23 protein-coding genes and 1 pseudogene are annotated in these 24601 nt (G+C 64.8%); 15 read left to right on the forward strand and 9 right to left on the reverse strand.

All coding sequences use genetic code 11. The features are described 5' to 3' along the window. Window positions 1–16 precede the first annotated feature (16 nt). Complete coding sequence (locus GVL12_RS12895) at window positions 17–1387, reverse strand: homoserine dehydrogenase (protein ID WP_159914565.1); 1371 nt, start codon at window positions 1385–1387, stop codon at window positions 17–19. A 132-nt stretch (window positions 1388–1519) separates the two neighbouring features. On the opposite strand from GVL12_RS12895, the gene otnK reads away from it, so the two are divergent. After that, on the forward strand, window positions 1520–2806 hold the full coding sequence (otnK, locus tag GVL12_RS12900) for a 3-oxo-tetronate kinase (RefSeq protein ID WP_159914567.1): 1287 nt from the start codon (window positions 1520–1522) through the stop codon (window positions 2804–2806). Next, window positions 2803–3453, forward strand: a complete 651-nt coding sequence (locus GVL12_RS12905) for an aldolase (RefSeq protein ID WP_159914569.1) — start codon at window positions 2803–2805, stop codon at window positions 3451–3453. Before otnK ends, GVL12_RS12905 begins: the two co-directional genes overlap by 4 nt. 61 nt (window positions 3454–3514) lie before the next feature. On the opposite strand, the gene GVL12_RS12910 is transcribed toward GVL12_RS12905, so the two are convergent. After that, window positions 3515–4180: a response regulator transcription factor gene (locus tag GVL12_RS12910; RefSeq protein WP_159914571.1), complete on the reverse strand. Its 666-nt coding sequence runs from the start codon at window positions 4178–4180 to the stop codon at window positions 3515–3517. A 46-nt stretch (window positions 4181–4226) separates the two neighbouring features. Continuing rightward, window positions 4227–5756 carry a hypothetical protein gene (locus tag GVL12_RS12915; RefSeq protein WP_159914573.1) on the reverse strand — a complete coding sequence of 510 codons (1530 nt, stop codon included), beginning with the start codon at window positions 5754–5756 and terminating at the stop codon, window positions 4227–4229. Between the two features lie 322 nt (window positions 5757–6078). On the opposite strand from GVL12_RS12915, the gene GVL12_RS12920 reads away from it, so the two are divergent. Further along, entirely contained in the window at window positions 6079–7131 is a 1053-nt protein-coding gene (locus GVL12_RS12920) for a porin (protein WP_159914575.1), read from the forward strand. Between the two features lie 39 nt (window positions 7132–7170). Here GVL12_RS12920 and GVL12_RS12925 read toward each other — a convergent pair whose 3' ends face one another. Then, the gene (locus GVL12_RS12925; protein ID WP_159914577.1) at window positions 7171–7344 is read right to left on the reverse strand and encodes a hypothetical protein; all 174 of its coding nucleotides are present in this window, start codon (window positions 7342–7344) and stop codon (window positions 7171–7173) included. A gap of 26 nt (window positions 7345–7370) precedes the next feature. On the opposite strand from GVL12_RS12925, the gene GVL12_RS12930 reads away from it, so the two are divergent. The 6 genes and pseudogenes from GVL12_RS12930 (at window position 7371) to GVL12_RS12955 (ending at window position 14104) form a co-directional block, all read left to right on the forward strand. Beyond that, window positions 7371–8759, forward strand: coding sequence for an MATE family efflux transporter (locus GVL12_RS12930; protein WP_200843726.1), 1389 nt, complete (start codon window positions 7371–7373; stop codon window positions 8757–8759). Next, on the forward strand, window positions 8759–9031 hold the full coding sequence (locus GVL12_RS27030; protein ID WP_159914579.1) for a VOC family protein: 273 nt from the start codon (window positions 8759–8761) through the stop codon (window positions 9029–9031). The genes GVL12_RS12930 and GVL12_RS27030 overlap by 1 nt, the downstream gene beginning before the upstream one ends. Before the next feature lie 261 nt (window positions 9032–9292). Then, a complete protein-coding gene (locus GVL12_RS12940; protein WP_159914581.1) occupies window positions 9293–10360 on the forward strand; it encodes a porin in 1068 nt (355 codons plus the stop codon). Continuing rightward, window positions 10360–11043: pseudogene (locus GVL12_RS26575) on the forward strand (ABC transporter ATP-binding protein); the annotation flags it as partial. The gene GVL12_RS12940 and the pseudogene GVL12_RS26575, both read left to right, overlap by 1 nt. 422 nt (window positions 11044–11465) lie before the next feature. Continuing rightward, complete coding sequence (locus GVL12_RS12950; RefSeq protein ID WP_159914585.1) at window positions 11466–12437, forward strand: ABC transporter substrate-binding protein; 972 nt, start codon at window positions 11466–11468, stop codon at window positions 12435–12437. Beyond that, window positions 12437–14104 carry an iron ABC transporter permease gene (locus GVL12_RS12955; RefSeq protein WP_159914587.1) on the forward strand — a complete coding sequence of 556 codons (1668 nt, stop codon included), beginning with the start codon at window positions 12437–12439 and terminating at the stop codon, window positions 14102–14104. Before GVL12_RS12950 ends, GVL12_RS12955 begins: the two co-directional genes overlap by 1 nt. 27 nt (window positions 14105–14131) lie before the next feature. Here GVL12_RS12955 and GVL12_RS12960 read toward each other — a convergent pair whose 3' ends face one another. Then, window positions 14132–14323 (reverse strand): hypothetical protein, encoded by a 192-nt coding sequence (locus tag GVL12_RS12960; RefSeq protein ID WP_159914589.1) that lies wholly within the window; start codon window positions 14321–14323, stop codon window positions 14132–14134. A 488-nt stretch (window positions 14324–14811) separates the two neighbouring features. Here GVL12_RS12960 and GVL12_RS12965 point away from each other — a divergent pair, with 488 nt between their 5' ends. After that, window positions 14812–15609, forward strand: a complete 798-nt coding sequence (locus GVL12_RS12965; protein WP_159914591.1) for an enoyl-CoA hydratase/isomerase family protein — start codon at window positions 14812–14814, stop codon at window positions 15607–15609. A gap of 14 nt (window positions 15610–15623) precedes the next feature. Here the strand turns inward: GVL12_RS12965 and GVL12_RS12970 are convergent, their stop codons facing one another. Both GVL12_RS12970 and GVL12_RS12975 read right to left on the reverse strand, forming a co-directional pair. After that, entirely contained in the window at window positions 15624–16346 is a 723-nt protein-coding gene (locus GVL12_RS12970) for a Crp/Fnr family transcriptional regulator (protein WP_159914593.1), read from the reverse strand. A 36-nt stretch (window positions 16347–16382) separates the two neighbouring features. Continuing rightward, a complete protein-coding gene (locus GVL12_RS12975; protein WP_159914595.1) occupies window positions 16383–17315 on the reverse strand; it encodes a LysR family transcriptional regulator in 933 nt (310 codons plus the stop codon). 97 nt (window positions 17316–17412) lie between these two features. On the opposite strand from GVL12_RS12975, the gene GVL12_RS12980 reads away from it, so the two are divergent. From GVL12_RS12980 to GVL12_RS13000, 5 genes are all read left to right on the forward strand, one after another. Then, window positions 17413–18093, forward strand: coding sequence for an RraA family protein (locus tag GVL12_RS12980; RefSeq protein ID WP_159914597.1), 681 nt, complete (start codon window positions 17413–17415; stop codon window positions 18091–18093). Between the two features lie 62 nt (window positions 18094–18155). After that, window positions 18156–19157, forward strand: coding sequence for a tripartite tricarboxylate transporter substrate binding protein (locus tag GVL12_RS12985; RefSeq protein WP_200843727.1), 1002 nt, complete (start codon window positions 18156–18158; stop codon window positions 19155–19157). Window positions 19158–19192: 35 nt separating this feature from the next. After that, window positions 19193–20209 carry an aldo/keto reductase gene (locus GVL12_RS12990; RefSeq protein ID WP_159914599.1) on the forward strand — a complete coding sequence of 339 codons (1017 nt, stop codon included), beginning with the start codon at window positions 19193–19195 and terminating at the stop codon, window positions 20207–20209. 37 nt (window positions 20210–20246) lie between these two features. Continuing rightward, entirely contained in the window at window positions 20247–21170 is a 924-nt protein-coding gene (locus tag GVL12_RS12995; protein WP_159914601.1) for a dihydrodipicolinate synthase family protein, read from the forward strand. Beyond that, window positions 21167–22567 carry an amidase gene (locus tag GVL12_RS13000; protein ID WP_159914603.1) on the forward strand — a complete coding sequence of 467 codons (1401 nt, stop codon included), beginning with the start codon at window positions 21167–21169 and terminating at the stop codon, window positions 22565–22567. Before GVL12_RS12995 ends, GVL12_RS13000 begins: the two co-directional genes overlap by 4 nt. A 19-nt stretch (window positions 22568–22586) precedes the next feature. Here the strand turns inward: GVL12_RS13000 and phnX are convergent, their stop codons facing one another. Both phnX and GVL12_RS13010 read right to left on the reverse strand, forming a co-directional pair. Continuing rightward, window positions 22587–23411 (reverse strand): phosphonoacetaldehyde hydrolase, encoded by an 825-nt coding sequence (gene phnX / locus GVL12_RS13005; protein ID WP_159914605.1) that lies wholly within the window; start codon window positions 23409–23411, stop codon window positions 22587–22589. A gap of 26 nt (window positions 23412–23437) precedes the next feature. Then, entirely contained in the window at window positions 23438–24562 is a 1125-nt protein-coding gene (locus GVL12_RS13010; RefSeq protein ID WP_159914607.1) for a TIGR03364 family FAD-dependent oxidoreductase, read from the reverse strand. Window positions 24563–24601: the final 39 nt, after the last annotated feature.

Here is a 24601-nt window from a genome sequence, read left to right on the forward strand (position 1 = left end):
GCTCCTGTGCCAAGACTCAGTGCGCCAACCCAGCCAGCCAGGCAGCGCGCAGTGCGGGATCGTCACCGGCAATGTCGTCCAGCCCAATCAGTTCGCCCGCGCGTATCTCGCGCGCCGTCGTGGCGTGCGCGGCGAGATACAGCGGCGCCACATCGGCCGGCGCCTGCGCGCGTGCCAGCAGCACCGGCGCGACGCCGGTCACGTCGTGGTGGTGTCCCCCCATGCGCAGCACGGTTCCCGCGGGAATCGTCGCTATCGCGCGGCCGGCCAAGACCGCATGCTGGGCCGGACGGTCGCTGCCCGACGCGCGGCCATGCAGCACGGCGCCCAGCAAGGTGATAGGCGTTTCCACGCCCATGAAGTGATAGGGCAGGTACATGCAGGCATAGCGGCCGTTGCGGCTCACGACATGGCCCTTTTGCGCCAGCAGCTGCCAGGTCGGGCCGTCGCCGGTGCGCACGATGACGAACACGCCGCCGCCAAAACTCGCTTCGTCGGGCAGGCGCAATACGTTGAACACGTCGATCACGCCGGGTCGACCGATGATGCCGCCGTCTTCGCGCAGCGCGTAGATGTCGGCGAGCTCCGCGGTGCGCGCCACGGGATAGTGCATGGCTTCGACATCGGCGACCAGGCCGGTGTTCGACGCGACCACGGCCATCTCGCAGTAGTCGGCGGTGGCGCTGGTCTTCCAGCCCTTGAGCGCGGCGCGGCGCGCGGCCAGCGTCGCGGGAATGTCGTCGCCCAGCGTCAGCAGCTCGGCCATTTCGGGAATGTCGCGGGTCTCGTCGAGCTGGCGCACCTGGCCGTTGCGCGGGTCGAACACCAGGTCGTACTCGCCCGACTTGCCGGCGGCGACGATTTCCAGGCCCAGCGTGCGCGCCCAGCTGACCCAGCCGATCAGGTTCGCTGGCTGGTCGCCGTCGGCCGTGGTGTAGACCACGCCCTTGGCCGCGGCCAGGCGCGACATCGTGACGCCGGCCACGGTATCGACTTCCTTGCTGACCATGGCCACATGGCGGCCGGCCTCGATGGCCTCGCAGGCCACGCGGTAGCCGACCTTGGGATTGCCCGTGGCCTCGACCAGGATGTCGTGCGCCACTTCGCGCAGCAGGCCGGCGTCGGCCACCAGCGCGATCGCATCGACGGGCAGCGCGGCGATATCGGCGGCGCTCAGGCATTCGCGCAGTTGGCTGGCCGGATATCCCAATTCTTCACACAGCGCGCGCAGGCCAGGCACATCGAGGTCGCACAGCGCGGCAGGGATCAGCCGCGGCATCAGGCGCGTCTGCGCCAGCAGCGTGCGGGCAAAGCCGCCCTTGGCACCAGTGAGGGTGTAGCGCACTTTGCGCTCGGGTTGGTCGGCGAACAGCAGTTCAAAATTCATAGGTGGTCCATTGCAGTGAGGGCAGCGCTTGGCTCTATTATTCACAAAACATCACACAAAATCACAGGGATTCCCCTTGGTTGTTCAAATTTGTGAAGTCGCGTACCATTTATTCACACTTTCACCAGACCTATGAACAAGCTTCCTCCCTTGCTGGGTTGCATCGCCGACGACTTCACCGGCGCCACCGACCTGGCCAACATCCTTGTGCGCGGCGGCATGCGCACGGTGCAGACCATAGGCGTGCCTTCGGCCGGGCTGGCCGCCTCGCTGGACGCGGATGCCATCGTCATCGCGCTCAAATCACGCACCGCGCCCGTGGAGCAGGCGGTGGCGCAGAGCCTGGAAGCGCTGCGCTGGCTGCAGGCCCAGGGCTGCACGCAGTTCTTCTTCAAGTACTGCTCGACCTTCGACTCGACCGCCGTCGGCAATATCGGCCCCGTGGCCGAGGCGCTGCAGCAGGCGCTGGGCTGCGACTTCGCGATCGCCTGCCCGGCGTTTCCGGGCGCCGGCCGCACCGTCTACCAAGGCCACCTGTTCGTCAACCAGCGCCTGCTCAATGAATCGGGCATGGAAAACCACCCGCTCACGCCCATGCGCGACCCCGACCTGGTGCGCGTGCTGCAGTCGCAAAGCCAGGCCAAGGTCGGCCTCATCGCCCAGCCCGCGGTGGCGCAGGGCGCGGCCGGCGTGCGCGAGCGCATGGCGGCATTGCGTGCGCAGGGCGTGCGTCTGGCGATTGCCGATGCGATCAGCGATGCCGATCTCGTCACCCTGGGCGAAGCCTGCACCGACGCCCAGCTCATCACCGGCGGCTCGGGCGTGGCCCAGGGCCTGCCCGCGAACTTCCGCCGCCAGGGCAAGCTGCGGGGCAGCGACGCCGCGCAACTGGAGCGCATCGCCGGCCCCGCCGTGGTGCTGTCGGGCAGCGCGTCCACGGCCACCAACGGCCAGGTCGCGGCCTGGCTGCGCAGCGGCCGGCCCGCCTACCGCATCGACCCCCTGGCGCTGGCGCGCGGCGAGGATGTGGTCGGCACCGCGCTGGCAGTGGCCGGCGCGGGCGAGACCGCCTTGGTCTACGCCACCAGCAGCCCCGAGGAAGTGCGCCGCGTGCAGGCCGAGCTCGGTGTCGCGCGTGCCGGTGCGCTGATCGAAGAGGCACTGGGCCAGGTCGCGGCGCGGCTGCGCGCCGCGGGCACGCGCCGCTTCGTGGTCGCCGGCGGCGAGACTTCGGGCGCCGTGATCCAGGCGCTGGAACTGCAGGCGCTGCGCATAGGCCGCCAGATCGATCCGGGCGTGCCGGAAACGCAATCGCTGGGCGATGACCAGGCGCTCGCAGTCGTGCTCAAGTCGGGCAACTTCGGCAGCGAAGACTTCTTCGACAAGGCGCTCAAGCACCTCGATGGGGCCGCCGCGTGACGACAGCACCCGACGACGAAGCGCGCCTGCGCGAGGAGATCTGCGAAGTCGGCGCGAGCCTGCATGCGCGCGGCTACACCACCGGCACCGCGGGCAACATCAGCGCGCGCCTGGCCGACGGCTGGCTCATCACGCCCACCGACGCCTGCCTGGGCCGGCTCGACCCCGCGCGCCTGGCCAAGGTCAATGCCGGCAACGAGTGGATCTCGGGCGACAAGCCTTCGAAGACGCTGGCCCTGCACCACGGTATCTACGCACGCAACGCCCAGGCGCGCTGCGTGCTGCACACCCACTCCACGCACCTGGTCGCGCTGACGCTGGCCGGCGTCGCCGCGCCCGATGCGGTGCTGCCGCCGATCACGCCTTACCAGGTCATGAAGATAGGCCGCGTGCCCTTGATTCCCTATGCGCGGCCCGGTGCAGCCACGGTCGCCGAGCAGGTCGCAGCCATCGCCGGCGAAGTCCGCGGCGTGCTGCTCGAACGCCTGGGCCCCGTGGTCTGGGCCGAAAGCGTGACGCGCGCCAGCCATGCGCTGGAAGAACTCGAAGAGACGGCGCGGCTGTGGCTGATGCTGGAGAAGCCTCCCGCGCCGCTGACGCCGACTCAGGTCGCGGAACTTGAAAGCGCGTTCGGCGTGCGCTGGTGACACACCGCCGGGGTTTGATGTGCAATGGTTTGTTCATGGCCGGCGCGATCCGCTCAAGACATCAATCCCTGTATTCCGCAACATATCCAATGCCATGCACGGTATGAAGGAATTTTCTCTCGAAAGAATCGTCAATCTTCTTTCTTAATCGCCCTATCGCGACATTGATCAGATTTGCCTGGCGCAAATTCTTGTTGCCCCAAACATTCTCAAACAGCTTCTCCCTGCTCACCGGCTCACCCTGGTGGCGGGCCAGATACAGCAAGGTGGAAAATTCCTGTTTCGTCAGGCTGATTAGCCTGCCGCCGCGCTCCACACTGCTGCTGGACAGGTGTATTGTCAGATCGTCAAAAACAAGCTTTGACGTCACCACAGAATGCGCAACTCCTTTGCCGAGCTGAACACTCACCCGCGCCATGAATTCCTCGAAATCCACAGGCTTGACCACATAGTCAACGGCTCCAATTTTCAGATGGTGGATCTTTGTTTCTACTTCCCCGTTGGTTGAAGTAACGATGACTGGTGTACTTCTTTCCTTGCTGAACCTTTCAACGAATCTCGATCCTTCGTCACCGGTATTTTCTATATTTACAATCAGCAGATTGTAGTTTCCCTGTAGAACAGACTGACCGGCGCGTGCATAGCAATCAAACAGATAGGATTGGTGCCCTATGCCCGACAGCTTTTGCTCCAGTCGCCTCAAAAAATGGGAATCCTGGTCAACCATGAGAATTCTCAAGGATTTCATATTTGATTGCAGCGGATCTGTTATTTCAAGCCAGCGCCTGATCCAGGAATTTCTTCTGATTTTGAGCCCAGCGCGTTCCTATTCTCAAGGCATCCCGCTGGGATGAGTTTGCTTGCGAGAAGAATAGATTTTCCTGCAAGTTGACTTTTTGAAATACTCTTCTTTGCTTCAATGCTCTGGCGCGCAGGGATCCCTCCAGCACATCCGCTATCTCACCGTGAGGTGCAAACTCCATGGCTGCGTTGCGAATGGTTTCAATGGCTTTGCGGGATGCAGCGGGTACTGCCCTGGGCTCGGAAAGGTTGCCCTTTCTTATATGCAGATTTCGCTCCACCACCAGTCCCCATGGACGAATCGCCGTGGAGGGGTTGATGGAAAGGGCTTCCAGTTTGGTGAGGCCGAAATGTCTTGCCAGGCGCAGCCGGGTGGCAAGCAATGGAGCGATCTGTTGAACCTCCTGTATGCCGGAATCCGCCTCTTCTTCACAACCGTTGACATCAAGAACCAGGGTCTTGATGATGCCGTTGGCAAAACTGTCCCCGTCGATGCTCGATTCATAGAGGAGCGACAGCCCTTTTTCCATGTGCTCTATGCCTTTCGCCTCCTTGAGTGTCAAGGCGCCCAGGCGACGCTTGGCCTCTGCGATACCGGAAAACGAGGCCTTTTCGAGGAAAAACCGCGCCATCGACGGGTTGGCCACGGAACTTCGGTAATCCGAGCACAGGTAGAAGAGGTCCATCCAGGCTTCCGAGCGCCCATTGTCTGCCGCTTTCAACAGGAGTGCCGTTGCCTTGCGCAGGTTGATGGCGCCGGAACGATGGGATGCACCGACGAACTCCGTCTTGAGTCCGGCCAGCATTCTGCCGAGCAGATAGCAGGAGTTCTTGTTGCTCGTGGCGGCGGAGTGCTCCAGGCTGGACTCTATCAATGTCGATGGTATCTTCTCCAGAGTCTTTCCACTTTCCTCGGCCACCGCTACGATTTTCGCGATCGCTTCATAAATGGCATGTGGAATGGAATCCGCATCGGGCGCCACCAGGCTCAAGGCTTCCTCAGCTCTGCTGTAGGCGCCTTCGCTCAGCGCCGACCACGCTTCAGCCGCAATGATTTCCAGAGATGGAATATCATGCTTTTCCGAAATCCTGAATAATGCCTGCGCCATGTCCGCGCCATGGGTTTCAGACAGTATTTTCTTTGTTTCCTTGCAAAGAACGGAATCATTCTTACCGACCCAGAACGCAAGTTCTTCCAGATTTCTCCTGATGATCAGCAGCGTGATGAGCTTGATGCGGGCGGAATTGTCAATAGCAGCAGCCTTTCTGAGATTTTCAACCTGGGAATATTCCAGAATTTCCAGAATTCCCAGATGCGAGCAGATCAGTACGGCCACCTCGCTTCTGTACCTCAATGCTGGCGCAGAAAGATATTCGAGAGCAAGCTTTATATTTCTAGGAAAATCCAGGACACCTTTCAAATAGAAGCCCCCCAGCTTCACTTTTGCCTCCAGATCCCCAGCTCTTGCAAGCGCTCTAAGTCGAATATTTTCTCGTCTCATTAGTATTTTAGGTTGAGCCAAGCACACGGCAATATTGGTGCTTTACGCGCCCAGTCTATCTTTCCGATGAAACAGCTTGAATTACATGATTGTTAAATTTCTGTCACCTTTTTAATGCGAACTTTATAAACCCGCACAGGTACAGGAGACAAATTCGGGAGTCGTTGCTTTCTCTTGACGAAATGAAGCGCTATTCGCCCATATGGCTTGCGAAGGGTGGGCAGATAGGGATCAGCGCGATTTTTTCCTGCAGGCGCTGCCTACGATTGCGGCTGATGTCTCAAGGCATCTGCCAATCGTCTTGATAACCCAAGGATTCGAAATGAAACTTCGCCCCACCTATGCCGCTGCACTGGCAGCAATCTTTGTCAGCGCTGGTGCCTATGCCCAGTCGTCGGTCACCGTGTTCGGTATCGTGGACGCCAACGTGCGCTATGTAAAGAACAGCAATCTGCCCAGCAATGTCACGATGAACAGCGGCGGACTCTCCACTGGTCGCCTGGGCTTTCGCGGTGTGGAGGACCTCGGGGGCGGCCTCAAGGCAGGCTTCTGGCTGGAATCCGATGTGCTGGCCGACACCGGCAGTACCAGCCCCACCGGCAAGTTCTTCCAGCGCCGTTCCACGGTCAGCCTGATGGGCCATTTTGGTGAGCTGCGCCTTGGACGCGATTTCTCCCCCGCGAGCCAGAACGTCGTGAAATTCGACCCGTTTGGTGTCGTCGGAGTCGCCGGCTCCAATGTTGCAAGCCGCATGCCTGGCACCTTTGCTTCGTACTATCGCCACGACAACGCCATCCAGTACTTCACGCCTGCCCTGGGCGGAGCCCAGCTGGAAGTGATGTACGCGCCCGACGAAAGCGTCACGACCAAGGCCGGCCGCCATGCCGCGGCACGCCTGGTCTATGACAACGGCCCGCTGAATCTCTCCGCCTCCTACGGCACGACCTTCGTGAACGTCGCCGGTGACAAGCTCAAGCAAATGGGCGTTGGCGCCGCATACGATCTGGGCGCGGTGCGATTGATGGGCTTCTATCAGCGTGACGAACTGCCATTCGGCACCTACGGCACGGCCACTGCGGGTACCGAAGATCGCATTCTGCTGGGCTTTACCGCGCCTGTCGGTGCCCACCAGATCCGCGGCTCGTATGTCCGTACGGACTCCCGCCGCGGCCCTGCAGCATTCAATCGCAGCGATGCAGACAAGTACTCGATCGGCTACATCCACAATCTGTCGAAGCGAACCGCCATCTACAGCACCGCTTCGTACATCCACAACAAGGGCGGCGCCAGCTTCAGCCTGGCCGGCGGCGCACCCGGGCTGGCCGCTGGCGGCAAGTCCGCTGGCGCAGAAGTGGGCATCCGCCACGCGTTCTGATAGCGCAGGGATTTAAGATCATTGCGTTTGCCCCATGGCCTAGGCCATGGGGCTTTTTGCCATGGGGATCGCGCCAGTATCCATGACGCTGGCCAGCCACGTCCCTGCGCCTATGGTGCCGATCGTCTCGCCTGCGGTCTGCTGGCGCGGGCAGGCAGCATGAACGCTTCCCGTGTTTTTTTGCGTGATATATTGCACCTGCAAATATTGCATATGCAACATTATCAGGAAAACAAGCCATGAATGTCGATCAGGTGCTGGCACCTCGCATGCCGCCAGCGAGCCCGCGCGTGCGCGCCATGCTGCAGGACCCTATAGGGCCGACGATACTGCGCATGAGCTGGCCGAACATGCTGATGATGCTCGCCCAGGCATCGACAGGGCTGATCGAGATGTGGTTTCTGGCCAAGCTCGGCACCGATGTGCTGGCCGGCGTCGCCGTGGTCGTTCCCGTTCTGATGCTGATGCAGAACATGTCGCAGGGTGCCCTGGGCGGCGGCATCTCGGCAGCGGTGGCGCGTGCGCTGGGCTCGGGCCATGCGGCGCTGGCGGATTCGCTGGCGCGCCATGCCGTCGTGCTGAGCGCGGCGGTGGGCCTGGTTTTCACGATGCTTCTGATGGGATTCAGCACCCCGCTGTTCCATCTGCTCGGTGCCCGGGGCGCGGCGCTGGCCGTGGCCCAGGACTATGGACATGTGGTGTTCGCCGGGCTGGTGCTCATGTGGATCATGAACGCGCTGGCCAGCGTGGTGCGCGGCACGGGCAATATGCTGCTGCCCGGCGCCGTGATCTGCGGCGGCGCGCTGCTGCTGATTCCCATCTGCCCGGCCCTGATCTTCGGGTTCGGGCCGATTCCGGCATTGGGCGTCGTCGGCGGCGCCTGGGCCCTGGTGGCTTACTACGCGATAGGCAGCTTGGTGCTGGCCTGGTATTGCATGGGTGAGCACAACGCCGCGAAGCTGCGTGCCGGGCCGGTGCATTGGGCGCCCATGCGCAGCATTCTCACCGTGGGCGGCCTGGCCTGCATCAACCCCCTGCTGACCAACGGCTTGATCGCCTCGACGGCCGCCATCGTGGGCGCGCACGCGGGCTCCGAGGCCCTGGCCGGCTATGCCACGGCCGCGCGGCTGGAGTATCTGCTGATCCCCATCGCTTTCGGCCTGGGCGCGCCCATGGTCGCGCTGGTCGGCGCGAACATTGGCGCGGGCCAGCCCGAACGTGCGCGGAAAATCGCGCTGGTCGGGGGCGCGATCGCCTTCGCCATCGGCGAGACCGTGGGCCTCACGGCTGCGCTCTGGCCCGAGGCCTGGCTCAGGCTGTTCGGCTCCGACGAGCGCATGCTGGAGACAGGCGCGCAGTACCTGCGCATCGCCGGCCCGTTCTATGGCTTCTTTGCCATGGGCATCGCGCTGTACTTCGCCTCGCAGGGCGCGGGGCGCCTGAAATGGCCCTTGCTGGCCGGGGCGCTGCGCCTGTTCCTCTACGCCGGACTGGGATGGCTGGCGCTTGTGGTGACGGGCTCACTTACGGCTTTCTTCGCCCTCGGCGCAGCGGCGATGGCTGCCTACGGCCTGCTCATTTTCTGGTCTGTCGCATCGGGCAGCTGGTTCGCCAATGCAAGGCAATGATGCGCAGATCCCATGAACCCGCAAGGTCAGGCGTTCACCTCCACTTCGATGTGGCCGATATTCGGCACACCTTGAGAAAGGCCGTGCACGCCGGCGGCATGGTGCTCTGTGCGCAGACGGCGGTCGGCACGTCCGGCTTCGTTGCGCAAATGGAAGACCCGGAAGGCAACGGCACGGGCCTGCATGCCATGTCGCATTCCAAGCACGCGGCGTCGCAAGGGTGGCAAGCGCTCACGCATCTCGGCGCTCACGCCAGGCCCGTCGATTTTTAGCGGCTAAAAACCACGCAACGGGCGCTCCGCTGCCAGCGCGCCCCGGTCACGGCTTACGCCTGGGCTGGCGTGAGCGTCGACATATCGACCGTACCTATGCGCATGTCACGGTATCGCAACATTCGGCTTCTAATCTTCGCCCCTACCACCGGGTGTAGGGCAAAACCGTTTTTCATCCTCGAATCGCTGGCTCAGGCGATGGTGGTAGCGCAGCCAATTCATTAGCAAATATAACAATCCTGCCTCCGAGGGGTATCTGTAATGCAAGCAAAAGTAGCGGCCATGGTCGCTGGTGCAGTCGCATCCATGGCATTGACGGCTCAGGCCTTCGCCCAGTCCAACGTCACCATCTACGGTATCGCTGACAACGGCGTTGAAATCATCAACAACGCGCCGGCCGCGGCCGGCGCCGACCGCACCCTGTCGCGTCTGAGCTCCGGCAACCTGTCGGGTTCGCGCCTGGGATTCCGGGGTGCCGAAGACCTGGGCGGCGGCCTCAAGGCCGTTTTCATCCTCGAGGCCGGCATCGGCCTGGACACCGGCACGTCCCTGCAGGGCGGCCGCATGTTCGGGCGCCAGGCGCTGATCGGTCTGCAAGGCCGCTGGGGCAATCTGTACCTCGGCCGCCAGAACAGCATGATGCTGGAGTGGATGAGCAAGTACAACACCATGGACAACGCGACCTGGTCGGCCAAGGTGCATGACGGTGCGTTCTCGGACCGCATGGACAACGCCATCAAGTACACGCAGAAGTTCGGCGCCGTGGAAATGGCCACCTACTACAGCACCCATTACAACGGCCAGGAATCCTCCGACAGCGCCAAGGTGGGCCGCCAGTACGGCCTGGGCTTCCAGTACCGCGGCGACGGCTTCAGCATGGCCGCGCTGTATGACCAGAAGCAAGGCACGACGCTGGCCACCAAGGACAACGCCGACAAGCACCTGACGCTGGGCGCGCGCTACAGGTTCGGCAAGGCCGAAGTGCTGGGCGGCTATCTGACGCGCAAGCAGGAAGCCGTGGGCGCGGCCGATGTACGCACCAACCTGGCCTGGATTGGCGGCAGCTACCAGGTCACGGGCCCGCTGCAGCTGAGCGCGTCGATCTACCACACCGACCGCAAGAACTCCAACCAGGACCCTACGTCCGTCATCGCGATGGCGAAGTACGCGCTGTCCAAGCGCACCGACCTGTACCTGATCGCCTCCTATGCCGCGAACAAGGACAACGCGAGCCAGGCCCAGACGCTGGGCGTGAACGGCTTCGGCTCCAGCGTGGCCGCGGGCAAGAACCAGTTCGGCACCATGGCTGGCATACGCCACGCGTTCTGATGCGCAGGGACGATCCCAATCCGCACAAGGGCACTTCGATTTCGGTCGAAGGCCTGACGCATCGTTTCGCCAGCAATACCGTGCTCGACCGCATCGATCTGCGGCTGGCGCGCGGCCAGGTGCTGGCCTTGCTCGGGCCCTCCGGCTGCGGCAAGACGACGCTGCTCAAGCTGCTGGCCGGCCTGATCCCCGTGGCGCCCGGCCACGGGCGCATACGGCTAGGCGACACGGTGGTCGCGGGCGAGGGCCGGTTCGTGCCGCCGGAAAAGCGCGGCCTGGGCATGGTGTTCCAGGACTATGCGCTGTGGCCCCACATGACCGTGGGCAAGAACGTCGCGTTCGCACTGGAGATGCGCGGCGTGCCCAGGGACGAGCGCGCCACGCGCATGGAGCGCGCGCTGGAAATCGTCGGACTCAAGGGCTACGCCGACCGCCAGCCGTCGAGCCTGTCGGGCGGGCAACAGCAGCGCGTCGCGCTGGCCCGCGCCATCGTTGCCGAGCCGCAGGTCCTGCTGTTCGACGAGCCCTTGTCCAATCTCGACCGTGATCTGCGCGAAAGCCTGTGCCACGAAATCGGCCTGCTGCTGCGCAGCATGGGAACGACCGCAGTGTATGTGACGCACGACCAGGAAGAGGCGTTTGCCTTGGCCGACATCGTTGCCGTGATGCACGCCGGGCGCATACAGCAGCTGTCCACGCCTGAACAGCTGATGCATTCGCCCGAGAGCGCGCTGGTTGCGGATTTTCTGAAGCTGGGCAATGTCCTGCATGCGCAGGATATTCCGCAGGCCTGGCGCGCGCCGGCCCAGGCGCTGCCCCGCGGAGATCAGCACGCGCATCTGTTCATTCCGCAGCAAGCCCTACGCGTAGGCAGCGACCCGCAGGCCGCATTGCGTGCCCAGGTGGTATCGCAGCGCTATCGGCATGGCCGCTTCATCACCCATGTCAGGACCGGCGCCGACTGCAAGGGCTTGCGCTTCACTACACCGCAGCGCCTTGCCAGCGAAGAAGTCGTTGACCTCTGTCTGGACTGGAACGTGCTGCGCTGGCTGCCCAAGGCCGCCTGAAGCGAGCCGCCCCACACTTCAAATTCAAGAAAATTTCCATGAAAAATGCTCGCACATTGAGCGCCATGGCGCTGGCCGTGGCGTCTGTCTTCGCACTGCCCGCCGCGCACGCGCTGACCATCTACAGCGCCGGCCCCGGCAAACTGATAGACACGCTGGCCGCCGATTTCAAGGCCAGGACCGGCGTGCAGGTCGACGTGTTCCAGGCCGATACCGGCAAGGTCATGGCACGCCTGCAGGCCGAAGCCACCAATCCCCGCGCCGACGTCGTCATCTCGGCGTCGTGGGACAGCGCCCAGGACCTGGACCGCCGCGGCATGCTGGTGGCCCATGAAAGCGCCAACGCCCGCAAGGTCGCGCCCCAGTACCGCCAGGCCAACTATGTGGCCCAGGGGCTGTCGGTGCTGTCCATTGTCTGGAACACCAAAAGCAATACCCCGCGCCCGGGCGACTGGAGCGATCTCACCTTGCCCGCATTCAGGGACAAGGTGACCATGCCCGACCCGGCGCAGTCGGGCGCCTCGCTCGATCTGCTGTCGGCGCTGCAAAAGCGCCAGAGCGACAAGGCCTGGGAGCTGTTTGCCAGCCTCAAGGCCAATGGCATGGTGATTTCCGGGCCGAACGCCCAGGCCATGAACCCCGTGCTGCAGGGCGCCAGGGCCGCAGTGTTTGGCGCCGTGGACTACGTGGCGCTGGGCAGCCAGGCCAGGGGCGAAAGCATAGAAGTGATCTTCCCCCGCAGCGGCACCGTGGTAGCGCCGCGGCCGATGATGGTGCTCAAGTCCTCGAAATCGCAGGACGATGCGCGCAGGTTCATCGACTTCGTGCTGTCGCCCGAAGGCCAGGCGCGCGTGGCCGAGGCCTACCTGATTCCGGCGCGCGACGATGTGGCGGCCAAGCGCATGAAGCTCCAGGACATCAAGCTGCTGCCCGAGCCGCAAGGCAATGAGAACTACGCCTCGCGCGCCGCCTTGCTGCACCGCTTCTCGACCCTGTTCGGGCGCCGGTGATGGCAGCGGGTCGTCTCCAGCTGGGCCCGTCGGCGATTGCCGCGGGCACCACGGCGGCGCTGCTGGGACTGGTGGCCCTGCCGCTGGCCTTTGTGCTGCTGCAAGCCATCTATCCCGAACTCGCGAACGGCTCGTTGGCCGCACCGCTGTCGCATCTGCGCGCGGTGTTTGCCGATGACGCGCTGCTCGAGCTGACGCTCAACACGCTGCGCCTGGGCGCCTGCGTGGTGCTGCTGAGTGCGCTGATCGGCATTCCTCTGGGCGCCGTGCGCGGCCTGTTCCAGCTGCCTTTTGCCGCGCTGTGGGATTTGCTGTTTCTGATCCCTTTCATGATTCCGCCCTATATCGCGGCGCTGGGCTGGATCATGACGCTGCAGCCCAACGGCTACGCCGAGCAGCTTTTCGGCCTGCATGCCGCGCCCTTCCTGTTCTCGTTTCCCGGCGTCGTCTTCGTGATGACGCTCAACGTGTTTCCCGTGGTCTATTTCGCGGTGTCGCGTACCCTCGCCAGCACCGGCTCGCGCCTGGCGGATGTTGGGCGCGTGTGCGGCGGCGGGCCCTGGAAATGCTTTTTCCGCATCACCCTGCCCCTGGCCCTGCCCGGCATTGCCGCCAGCTTGCTGCTGGTATTCGCCATGGCGATCGAAGAGTACGGCACGCCCGCGGCGCTGGCGGCCCATGCCGGCTTCTTCGTGCTGGTGACCGGCATAGAACGGCGCTTTTCCGACTGGCCCATAGACCTGCCCGGCGCATCGACGCTGTCCGTGGTGCTGGTGATCCTCGCCATGCTGGCGTTCTGGCTGCAACGCCGACTGCTGGGCAAGCAGGTGTTCGAGACCACCACCGGCAAGCCGGGCGACACCTCGCTGCGCGCCCTGGGCCCATGGCAATGGCCGGTCACGGCTGTGTTTGCGGGCGTGGCCTTGGCGGCCACGGTGACGCCGCTGGCCGCGATTCTCATCACCGCCTGCTCGAAAACGCTGTCCGGCGGTCTGGCGCCGGGCAATTTCTCCTTCGTCCACTTCGCGGCGATCTTCTCCAGCGGGGAAACCGCGCTGCGCGCGTTGACGACCAGCGCCGCGCTGGGCCTGGGCACGGCCCTGGTCACGGGTGTGCTGGGCCTGCTGGTGGCCTACTGCGTGCTCAAGACCTCGATGCGCGCTCGCGTGCTGCTGGACGCCTTGTCCATCATGCCCAATACCCTGCCCGGCATCGTCGTCGCCGTGGGACTGATACTTGCCTGGAACCAGTCGTTCTGGCCCGCAACGCCGTACAACACCTGGCTGATCCTGCTGCTGGCCTACTGCTGCCTGCTGATTCCCTATCCGGTGCGCTATGCGACGGCCGCGCTGTCCCAGATCGGCGACAACATGGAAGCCGCCGCCCGGGTGCATGGCGCCAGCATGGTGCAGATGCTGGTGCGCGTGCTGCTGCCGCTGATGCTGCCCAGCCTGCTGGCCTCCATGCTGCTGGTGTTTGCCGTCGCCTCGCGCGAACTGGTGGCCTCGCTGCTGCTCGCGCCCACGGGCATACAGACCACCTCGCTGTTCATCTGGCGGCAGTTCGAACAGGGCTCGGTCGGCCAGGGCATGGCCATGAGCGTCGTGACCATCCTGATGACGACGACGATCATGGTCGCGGTCACGACCTGGCAGTCACGGCGCTAGAAAACGCAAGGCGGCCAGGGGCGCAGTTCAAGCGCTTCTGGCCAGTGTGGTGACGATGGAGTAGCGATTTTCCGGATACAGGGTGCTGGTCACGATCACCAGCGCGCGCGCCGCGTCGCGGTAATGCTTGAGCACGCGCAGCGCCGGCGTTCCGCGCGCCGCGCCCAGCGTCTGCGCCGGTCTGGGATGGGCGGCACTCGTGGTGACGGGATCGCTCACGGCTTTCTTCGCCCTCGGCGCAGCGGCAATGGCTGCCTACGGCCTGCTCATTTTCTGGTCTGTCGCATCGGGCAGCTGGTTCGCCACCGCGCAGCGATAAGCCCTGGAAAGAACGCGCCTGTTGCCCGGCCAGCCTGGCGCAAAAAGGCCAAGTCAGCGCTGCCCCACGGCCTGCCGAGCAAGCCCGCATCCAGCACATTTCCACATTTTCAGCCGCTAAAAAATCCACAGCTTCCATGCGCCGGCCGACCTCGGTTTCGATGCTGCCGGCCAGCAGCTTGGCCGGTGGCTGCTCGGCTGGCGCGCTCACCGCCCTGATCGGTGCGGCCCCTGTGCTGGAGAACACGCCAGTGTCGTGGGCTGTGGGGTGCGCGAGCGCCATGCATGACCGAGATGCATCGGCATCCGAATTCCTGATGTCGTTGCGATGACAAGATGCGCAGGCCGCGCTCTCTAGACTGGGTCCACCAACTCAAGGAGACCGACAAATGGCCTGGCAGATTGAAACCGTCAACGGGTGCGCGGTGGTGCGCATGAATACCAGCAAGGTCAATGTCCAGAACGCGCAGTTCTTCGGCGATCTGCATGCCGCCTTTGACCGGCTGGAACGTGATTTCAAGGATCTTCCGGTCGTGCTCACCGGCGAAGGCAGCGCCTTCTCCGCGGGCATAGACTTTCAGTCGAGCTTCGACATCTTCGGCAGCGGCGAGCCGGACAAGATCAGCGCGTGGTATCGCGCCTACCGCGAGACCAACCTGCGCATCTTCACCTATCCGCGGCCGACGGTGGCTGCGGTGAACGGCCATGCGATTGCCGGCGGCCTGATCACCGCCCTGGTCTGCGACTTTCGCGTCGCGGCGCGCACCTCGGCCAGGTTCGGCCTCAACGAGGTGCCCATAGGCATCCCCATGCCCGCGGCCTATGTGGAGATCATCAAGTACACGCTCGGAGACCAGGTCGCGGCGCTGACCACCTTGCGCGGCAAGCTGTATGACCTCGATGAAGCGCAAGCCCTGGGCTTCTTCCATGAGGTCGTGGCGCCCGATCAGCTCATCGCCACGGCAATCGACTATGCGCGCTGCATCACTCCCGACTGCAATGTGGCCTATGCGATGTCCAAGAAAGCCCTGCAGGACGGCGTGATGCGGCAGATCGAGGAGCACAGCGTGGCGCTGGACGCGCAGCTGCCGGCCGGCATGAGCGATGCCGGCAATCGCCGTGCCCAGGATCGCCGGCGGCAGGAAATCATGCACCGGGGCCAGGGCGCAGCGCAAAGCCGGGGGTAAATCCACCCGCGGTTTCAGGCGCGGTCCAGGCCTTCTGTCTGGCTGCGCAGGTAGCTGCGCAGCGCACGCGCATCGGCGATCAGCAGGCCTTTCCTGGGCTCGGTGCCCACCATGCCCAGCTGTCTGAATTCGCCCAATGCCAGGTTGACCCGCTGGCGCGACAGCCCGCAGATCAACGCCAGCTCATGCTGGGAAATCGCCAGTTCCTGCGGGCCCGTCGCCTGCGCATCGGCCACCATCAGCAACCCGCGGGCGACCCGCAGCTCGGGCGTGAGCAGGCGGGCTGCGGCAAGCATGGTGACAAAGGCCCCCATGCGCGCGTTCATGATGTCCGTGAGGAAGTGATTGAACGCGATCGAGTTGTTGCGCAGCACTTCGAAAGTCTGTGCCGGGATCAGGCAGATCCGCGCCGGCGTGAGCGCGCGCAAATCGTAGCGCCGCAGCTCCTTCTTGAGCAGCGAGCCGTCGCCGCCCCACTCGCCTTCGCGCATGCAGTAAAGCGTGGTTTCACTGCCGTCGGCGCCCGCCACATACATCTGCAGACAGCCCTGCATGACTCCATACCAGTGGGTGCTGGGCATGCCTTCGCGGGCAATGTAGTCGCCGGCTTGCGCGCTGCGGGTGACGGCGGTCTGCTGCGTCAGCAGGCGCAGCTCGGGCGACAGCGCACGGAACCAGTCCCATGGCGCGAGAAAGTCGGCAATGCCTTGGCTGGAATTCGGCGCGCGAGGAGTCATGGGCTTGGAAGAAAAGGAAAAAACAAAGGCCGCCGCTCAGATCGGCGGCAGCAGCTCCCCATCCGGCAGGCGCACGAAGAAGCGCTTGTCGATCAGCACGTTCCTGGCGGTTTCCACCACGATAGCCGTGCCCTGATCGGCTTCGTCCACCACGTACGAGGCGTAGTACGCGATATTGGGGATGGGCGGCGACGCGGGCAGACAGCGCAGCTCGCCGCTGGCCAGATGTTCGCGCAGTACCGGCAAGGGCAGGACCGCGATGGCATGGCCTTCGCGCACCAGACGCAGCATCAGCGAGAGTGAATTGCAGGAATTGATGCCCTCGAACTCGACGCTCGCGCTGCGCAGCCATTGGTGAACGATGGAGTTCAGCGTCGATGGCGGCGAGTTGGTGACCAGCGGCAGTTGGGAAGCGACCTTGGGCGTGAACGGGCCGTCGGGCATGGGCATTTCACTTGCCGCGAACCACGCGAAATCGACCCAGCCGAGCAGCTGATCCACCACATGCGCAGCCGAGCTGGAGTAGGTGTGCAGCGCCACGTCGATTTCCCGCTTGCGCAGTTTTTCCCGCAGAACGCTGCCTACGTCGATGGTGATTTCGACCACCAGCCGCGGATGCCTGCGCTTCAATTGCCGCAGGATCTCCGACAGCGCCACCATCGCGGTGGATTCATCCGAGCCCAGGCGCAGCACGCCTTCCAGGGGCGGGCCCAGGCGGCCCATGCGCTCGAAATCCTGAGCCGCGCCCAGCACCCTTTCCGCCAGCGTCACCGCATCGCGGCCCTCGTGCGTCAGCTGCACACGCTGATTTTGCCGCGTGAAAAGCGGCAGATTCAGCGCCGCTTCCAGCTCCTTGATGCGGCTTGAAATCGCCGGCTGGCTGAAATTCAGGTGCTCGGCCGCGGCATGGATGCTGCCCAGTTTGGCCGTCCAGAAAAATGCTTCGATTTGCCTCAGGGTTGTCCGCATGATTCAGAAATCTTATCAACTATTCCTCAAATAAGGCGTTTTTCTTTCAAAAAGCCCGCTGATAGATTGGTGGCTCATTCAATTTTCTTTGCAAGCCATGTACGTACTCAATGCCCTGCCCAAGCCTGTGGACCCCGAGTTGCTGTCGTTGCTCGTGCAGGCCGAGCCTGCCGTCATCGGCCACTTTCGCTACACCGGGTTCATGAGCCCGGCAATCAAGGCGCATTTCCAGGACCGCCGCGTTGCCGGCACTGCCGTGACCGTGTGCGCCCCCGCAATGGACGGCGCCATGGTGCACTACGCGGTCGGCCAGGCCCGGCCCGGAGACTTTCTGGTCATCGACCGCTGCGGCGACGAATCCATCGCCGCACTGGGCGGCGCCGTGGCCTATGCGGCGCGCGCCGCAGGCGTCGTGGGAATCATCGTCGACGGCCTGGTGACCGACCTGGGCGAGCTGCGCCAGTACGGCGTGCCGGTCTGGTCGCGCGGCACCTCGGCCGTCACGGTCAAGACCCTGGGGCTGGGCGGCGAGTTCTGCGGGCACGTAAGTTGCGGCGGTGTTTCCGTGGTGCCCGGAGACGCCATCCTGGCCGACGAAAACGGCATTCTGGTGCTGCCCGCGGCGGATATCGAGGCCAGCGCCAGGCGCGCGCTGCAGATGATGCAGGACGAAAAGAAGACGCTGGCGCGCATAGACGCCGGCGAGAAATACCCCGACATCATGGGTTCGACCCAGGTGATAGAGAAGGCCATCGAGGCCGCAAAGGGCGCCGCATAGCGCACCGGCCAGCACGCGTTCGACCGCAGACCGATTTACCCATCCACCCTCAGGAGCTCACCGTGTCGTCAATTCACTCCACTTCCGTCAAGAACCTCTGCCGCCGCAGCCTGCTGGCGCTGTCGTTGCTCGCCGTCGCCGGCTTGGCGAGTGCGCAGCCCTCCTACCCCAAGGGCCCGGTAACGCTGGTCGTGCCGTTCCCGCCGGGCGGCAGCGTCGACATGGTGGCGCGCTCCATCGCCAGACAACTGGGTGACGCCTTGGGCCAGACCTTTGTGGTGGACAACCGCCCCGGGGCCTCGGGCAACATCGGTGCGACTGCGGTGGCCAACGCCAAGCCCGACGGCCAGACGCTGTTCGTGAGCAGTTCGGGCGTGCTCACCGCCAATCAGTTCCTCTACAAGCGCCCGGGCTTTGATTCGCAAAAGGATCTGACGCCCGTGATCCGCCTGGTCAATCAGCCCAACATCCTGCTGGTGCACCCGTCGGTTCCGGTGAACAGCGTGCAGGACCTGATCAAGCTGGCGAAGGCCCAGCCCGGCAAGATCATCATCGGCAACGCCGGCATTGGAACGGGGCAGGACATCGCCGCGCGCCAGTTCGCGTCGGCCTTCGATCTGAACATGCTGCATGTGCCCTACAGGGGCGGCGCGCCGGCGATGAATGATTTGCTGGGCGGACAGATCCAGGTGATGTTCGAGACGTCGCCCACCGCCCTGCCCTACGCCAAGGAGCGCAACGGCAAGCTGCGCGCAGTCGCCATCACCAGCGCCACGCGCTCGCCGCTGGTGCCCGATCTGCCCACGGTGGCCGAGTCCGGTGTGCCGGGCTTCGACTCGATCACCTGGATAGGGCTGACGGCGCCGGCCGGCACGCCGCCCGCGATCATCACGCGGCTCAATGCCGAACTCAACAAGGCCCTCAAGGGCGAGATGGGCAGGAAGTTCGCCGACTTCAGCCTCGACCCGATCGGCGGCACGCCGCAGGAAATGGCGGAAATGATCCGCCAGGATTCAGCCAACTACGGCGCGATTCTCAAAGCCGCGGGCGTAGAACCGCAATAAGCCGACACCCCAGCGACTGGCGAAGAAAGGCCTGCATGCAATACGTCCATCTCGGCCATTCCGGACTGGCGGTCTCCCGGATCTGCCTGGGTACGCTGAATTTCGGCTCGCCCGCGTGGCGGTCCTGGGTTCTGGATGAGGCGGGCTCGCGCCCGCTGTTTCGCCAGGCCGTGGAGCTGGGCATCAACTTCTTCGACACCGCCGATACCTACTCCGGTGGCGAGTGCGAGGTGGTCACGGGAAAGCTGCTCGCGGAATTTTTCCCGGGCAGCCGGCGCGAGGAGGCGGTGATTGCCACCAAGGTGTTCAACCCGGTCGACATGGCTTTCGAAGGCGATGCCGCGGCCGGGTTTCGCCGCCGCCCCAACAAGGACGGCCTGGGGCGCAAGCGCATCCTGCATGCGGTGGATGCTTCGCTCCAGCGCCTGGGCGTGGACTATATCGACCTCTACCAGATCCACCGCTTCGATCCCGCCACCCCGCTCGAAGAGTCGCTCGAGGCCTTGCATGACGTGGTCAAGGCCGGCAAGGTGCGCTACCTGGGAGCGAGCAGCATGTGGGCCTGGCAGTTCGCGAAGATCCAGCAGGTCGCGCGCGACAACGGCTGGAGCCGCTGCATCAGCATGCAAAACCACTACAACCTGGTCTATCGCGAAGAAGAGCGCGAGATGATTCCGCTGTGCCAGGACTCCGGCGTGGCGCTGCTGCCCTGGAGCCCGTTGGCGCGCGGCTTTCTGGCGTCGCAGGGCGATGGCGCCAGTACGTCGGCGCGCGCTGCCGCGGACGCGACCACCCAGCGCTTTTACGGCAGGCAGGAAGACCTCACCACGCGTTCGCGCCTGCATGTGCTGGCCGCGGAAAAAGGCGTGAGCGCGGCCACGCTGGCCTATGCCTGGCTGCTGCACAAGGGCGTGACCTCCCCCATTGCCGGGGCCAGCAAGCCGCAGCAGATCGAAGAGGCGGTGCGCGCCACGTCGGTGGCGCTCGCGCCCGAGGAAATCGCCCAGCTCGACCGCGGCTACGCGCCCCGCCCCGTGCTGGGGCACAGCTAGCCCGCGCCATTCATTTCGTTCATCAGGAGACAAAAACATGGCCACGCCGCACCATCTGCAAGGCATCTACTCCCCGGTTCTGACGCCGTTCAAGGCCGACCTTTCCCCCGACGTTGCCGAGTTCGTGCGCCATTGCCAATGGCTGCTGGGCCAGGACGTGGGGCTGGCGGTGTTCGGCACGAATTCGGAAGCCAACTCGCTGTCGGTGGGCGAGCGCAAGGAGCTGCTCGATGCCCTGCTTGCATCGGGCGCGCCGCCCGCGCGCCTGCTGCCCGGCACCGGCTGCTGCGCGCTGACCGACACGGTGGAACTCACACGCCACGCGACGGCCGCGGGCGTGGGCGGCGTGCTGATGCTGCCGCCGTTCTATTACAAGGGCGTCTCGGACGACGGCCTGTTCCGCAGCTACGCCGAAGTGATAGAGCGCGTGGGCGACAGCCGCCTGCGCGTCTATCTGTACCACATCCCGCCCGTGGCCCAGGTGGCCATCAGCCTGCCATTGATAGAGCGGCTGCTCAAGGCCTATCCCGGCACCATTGCCGGCATCAAGGACAGCTCGGGCGACTGGAGCAATACCGAGGCCATGCAGCGCGCATTCGGCGCGCAGGGCTTCGACGTGTTCGCGGGCAGCGAAGTGTTCTTGCTGCGCACGCTGCGCGCGGGCGGCGCGGGCTGCATCACGGCCACGGGCAATGTCAACCCGGCACCCATGGTGGAGCTGTTCAACAGCTGGACGCAAGGCAATGCCGATGCCCGGCAGGCGGCACTTGACGCCACGCGCGCCATCTTCCAGAAGCACAACATGATCCCGGCGATGAAGGCCGCGGTCGCGCGCTTCAGCGGCGTCGATTCCTGGCGCACGCTGCGCCCGCCGCTGACGGCGCTGTCCGCGCAGCAGGAGCACGCCCTGGTGGCCGCGCTGGAAAACCACGGCTTCCAGATGCAAGGGGTCAGCGCATGAGCCACGATCAACTTGCCACCCTGCCCGTGCATCAGCTGTCCCGATTGATAGTGCAGCGCGAAATCTCGCCGGTTGAACTGGTGGATTCCTGCCTGCAGAACATTGCCCGGCGCGAACCCAGGCTCCAGGCCTTTGTCGCCGTCCATGCCGGTGCGGCCCGCCTGGCCGCGCAAGCGGCCGAATCCGCCATCCGCGTCGGCCATTCGGTGGGGCCGCTGCACGGCATTCCCATTGCACTCAAAGACCTGATCGAGATCGAGGGCCAGGTCTTCACCGGCGGCAGCGAAGCCTTCAAGGACCGCCAGGCCACGCGCAGCGCCACGCTGGCGCGCAGACTTGTTTCGCAAGGCGTGATCGTTCTGGGCAAGACGCACACCGTGGAATTCGCCATGGGCGGCTGGGGCACCAACACGCGCCGCGGCACGCCCTGGAACCCCTGGGACATGAGCGTGCAGCGCACGCCCGGCGGCTCGAGCAACGGCTCGGCCGTGGCCGTGGCGGGCCGCCTCGTGCCCTGGGCCGTGGGCACGGACACCGGCGGCTCTATCCGCATGCCCGCATCGTGGTGCGGCATCACCGGCCTGAAAACCACCATTGGGCGCATCAGCGGCTACGGCATACAGCCGCTGAGCCCTACGCTGGACACCCCCGGCCCCATGGCGCGCTGTGTCGAAGACGTGGCCTTGCTGTATGCCGCCATGCAGGGCCAGGACCCGCTCGATCCGCTGACGGCAGGACTTTCCTACGTCGATCCCATGCCCGCGCTGCAGCGCGGCATCCGGGGCCTGAGGCTGGCGCGCATGCCCGACAGCGAGCGCGGCTATGCGTCGGCAGAGGTGCTCGAAGCCTATGACGCATCGCTGCAGGTGCTGGAGTCGCTGGGCGCCGAGATCGTGACGCTGGCGCTGCCGTTTCGCTTCGAGGATGTCGCGGCGTTCAACATGCGCATCATGGCGGCCGAAAGCTATGCGCTCTACCATGCGCTGATCGACGACCCCGCCGCGCCGCTGGACCCCGATGTGCGTCCGCGCATCGCGGCCGGCAAAGACATCAGCGCGCGCGCCTATCTCGAAGCCATGCAGCAGCGCAGCGTGATGAAGCAGCAATTCGCGCTGGCCATGCAAGGCATCGACGCCCTGCTCACGCCCAGCACCATGACCACGGCCTTGCCGCTGAGCGAAGTGGACCAGACCAAGGCGCCCGCGCACTACACGCGCTTTGGCAATTATCTGGATCTGTGCGGGCTGTCGCTGCCCAACGGTGTCGACGCCCAGGGCCTGCCCACTTCGCTGCAGATCGTCTGCCGCGGCCAGCACGAAGACCTGGCGCTGCGCATAGGCTGGGCCTACGAGCAGGCGACCGACTGGAACGCGCGTCTGCCCGCGGGCCTGGGCTGAGCCCGGCAGTCCCCAGGGCTCAGGGCTTGATGCCCCGGGCCAGTTTTTCGCTGATGTCGTCGAGCACCGGCAGCAGATCCGCAACCGAATCAATCACATAGTGCGCACCCGCCGCGCGCAGCTTGCTGGCCGCGGCTTCACGGCGCAGCTGCTGCTCCGCCACGGGAAGCGCATTCCATTCGTGCAGTTGCAGGCCCATGGCATTGCCACTGACGGCCACGCCCACGGTCCAGCTCCCGGCGTTGAGGCCTTCGAGAATGCCTACATCGGTGTCGTCGACCTTCACCACCGTGGCCGGCCACCACACGCCCAGCTCGGCAAAGCAGCGGTACATCATCAGCGGCGCGGGGCGTCCCGCGCTCAGGTCGCCCGCGCACACCAGGTTGTCGGGCAGGTAACCCGCAGCCGCGGCAATGGGCGACACGATGTCCATGATGGGCCGGTTGTAGCCCGTGGTCGAGCCTATCTTCAGGCCGCGCGCGCGCAGGGCAGCTACGGTTTCCAGCGCCCCCGGAATGAAGTCCGCGAAATCGGCCACCACCGCCGCGTTCATGGGCGTGAACACTTCATAGAGATGATCGATGTCCGCATCGGTGAACGGCCGGCCCTGCTGGCGCTCCCACTGCGCGGCCACCTCGGGCAGCAGGCTCAGCGCCTTGATGTGGTCCCACTTGGCGACGCCCATGGGGCCGCGTGCCTGCTCGATGCTGATCGTGATGCCGAACTTCTCGAACAGCCGTACGAAGGCGCCCATGGGCGCGCAGGAGCCGAAGTCGAGAATGGTGCCCGCCCAGTCGAAGACGACGGCCGACAGTTCGGTGGAGGAAGCTTGCGTGCTGCTCATTTTTTGGTTCCGTTGAAAGGGATGGCTTACCAGTCGCCAAAGGTGTCCTCGGCAATGCCGAAGGCGGTGCTGGCTCCCGTGCCACTGGTGACCAGCACCAGCCGCGTGGCGTCATCGGGTTGGTCGATCAGGCAGTCGGTGCTGGCCGACGATGGATAGATGCCCACCCAGCGCTCGGTGACCTGTGCCGTCCTGAGCTGGAGGGTTTGGTGCAGGTGGCGCAGGATGAGATCGTCCACGCGCTGGTCGGCAAACGGTTCGGGCGCTGCGCTGTAATGGTGCGAATCGCCCACCACCAGCGAGCCGTCGGCGCTTTGCACCACGATCAGATGGATGCCGTTGTCCAGCGATTCGGCCTCTTCCTGCTTCAACTGTTCCAGCAGCGCAGCGGCCGCGGGCAGCTTGCTGTAGCCGTGGTAGCGCACCAGACTGAGGTCGGCCATCACCGAGCCCGGCAGCTTGAAGCCCGGCTCGGGCATGACGCGCAGCATGTGCAGCTGGCACAGCCGCAGTTGGTGCGGCGCAAGGCGCTCGGCAAACAGACCGTTGATGTCGGTGTTGGTGCAGACGACTACGCGCTCGGCGTGCAGCAGGCCGCGCGCAGTGCGCACGCGCGGCGTGGCGACTTCGAGCACCGCTTCGCCAAAGCGGAACGCCACGCCATGCGCCTGGGCCAGCCATTGCGCCAGCAGGCCGATGGCGGTGCGCGACTCCACGCGCATCTCGTGCGGGCTGTAGAGCACGCCCTGGACGCCATCGAGCTGCAGCACCGGCGCGCGGCGTGCCGCCTCCTGCACATCGAGCAGTTCACAGGCCTCGCCCATCTCGGTGCCCATGAACTCTTCGAGCACCTCGAGCGCCCGGGGGCGAAAGGCCGTGAGGTACAGGCCGTGGTGCAACGCTTCAATGCCGGCCTGCGGCGCGACTTCGCCCCAGACTTCGCGCGCGCGGCGCGCGCGCCGCCAGGTGTCGCCCGCACCCTGGCCGGTGACGGTGATGAAGCCGAAGTTGCGGATGGAGGCGCCGACGCAGGCCGCATCGCGCTCCACCACGCAGACCTTGAGCCCGCGTTTCGCCGCGGTATAGGCATGGGCCAGGCCGACAATGCCGGCGCCGACCACGATCAAGTCGAATGTATTGGGTGAATTCATGGGTTCAGATCGCAAGGAAAAAGGAATACGCGGGCCGGC

Source organism: Pantoea sp. 18069, from assembly GCF_902706035.1.
In the GTDB taxonomy this organism is placed as follows: domain Bacteria; phylum Pseudomonadota; class Gammaproteobacteria; order Burkholderiales; family Burkholderiaceae_C; genus Comamonas.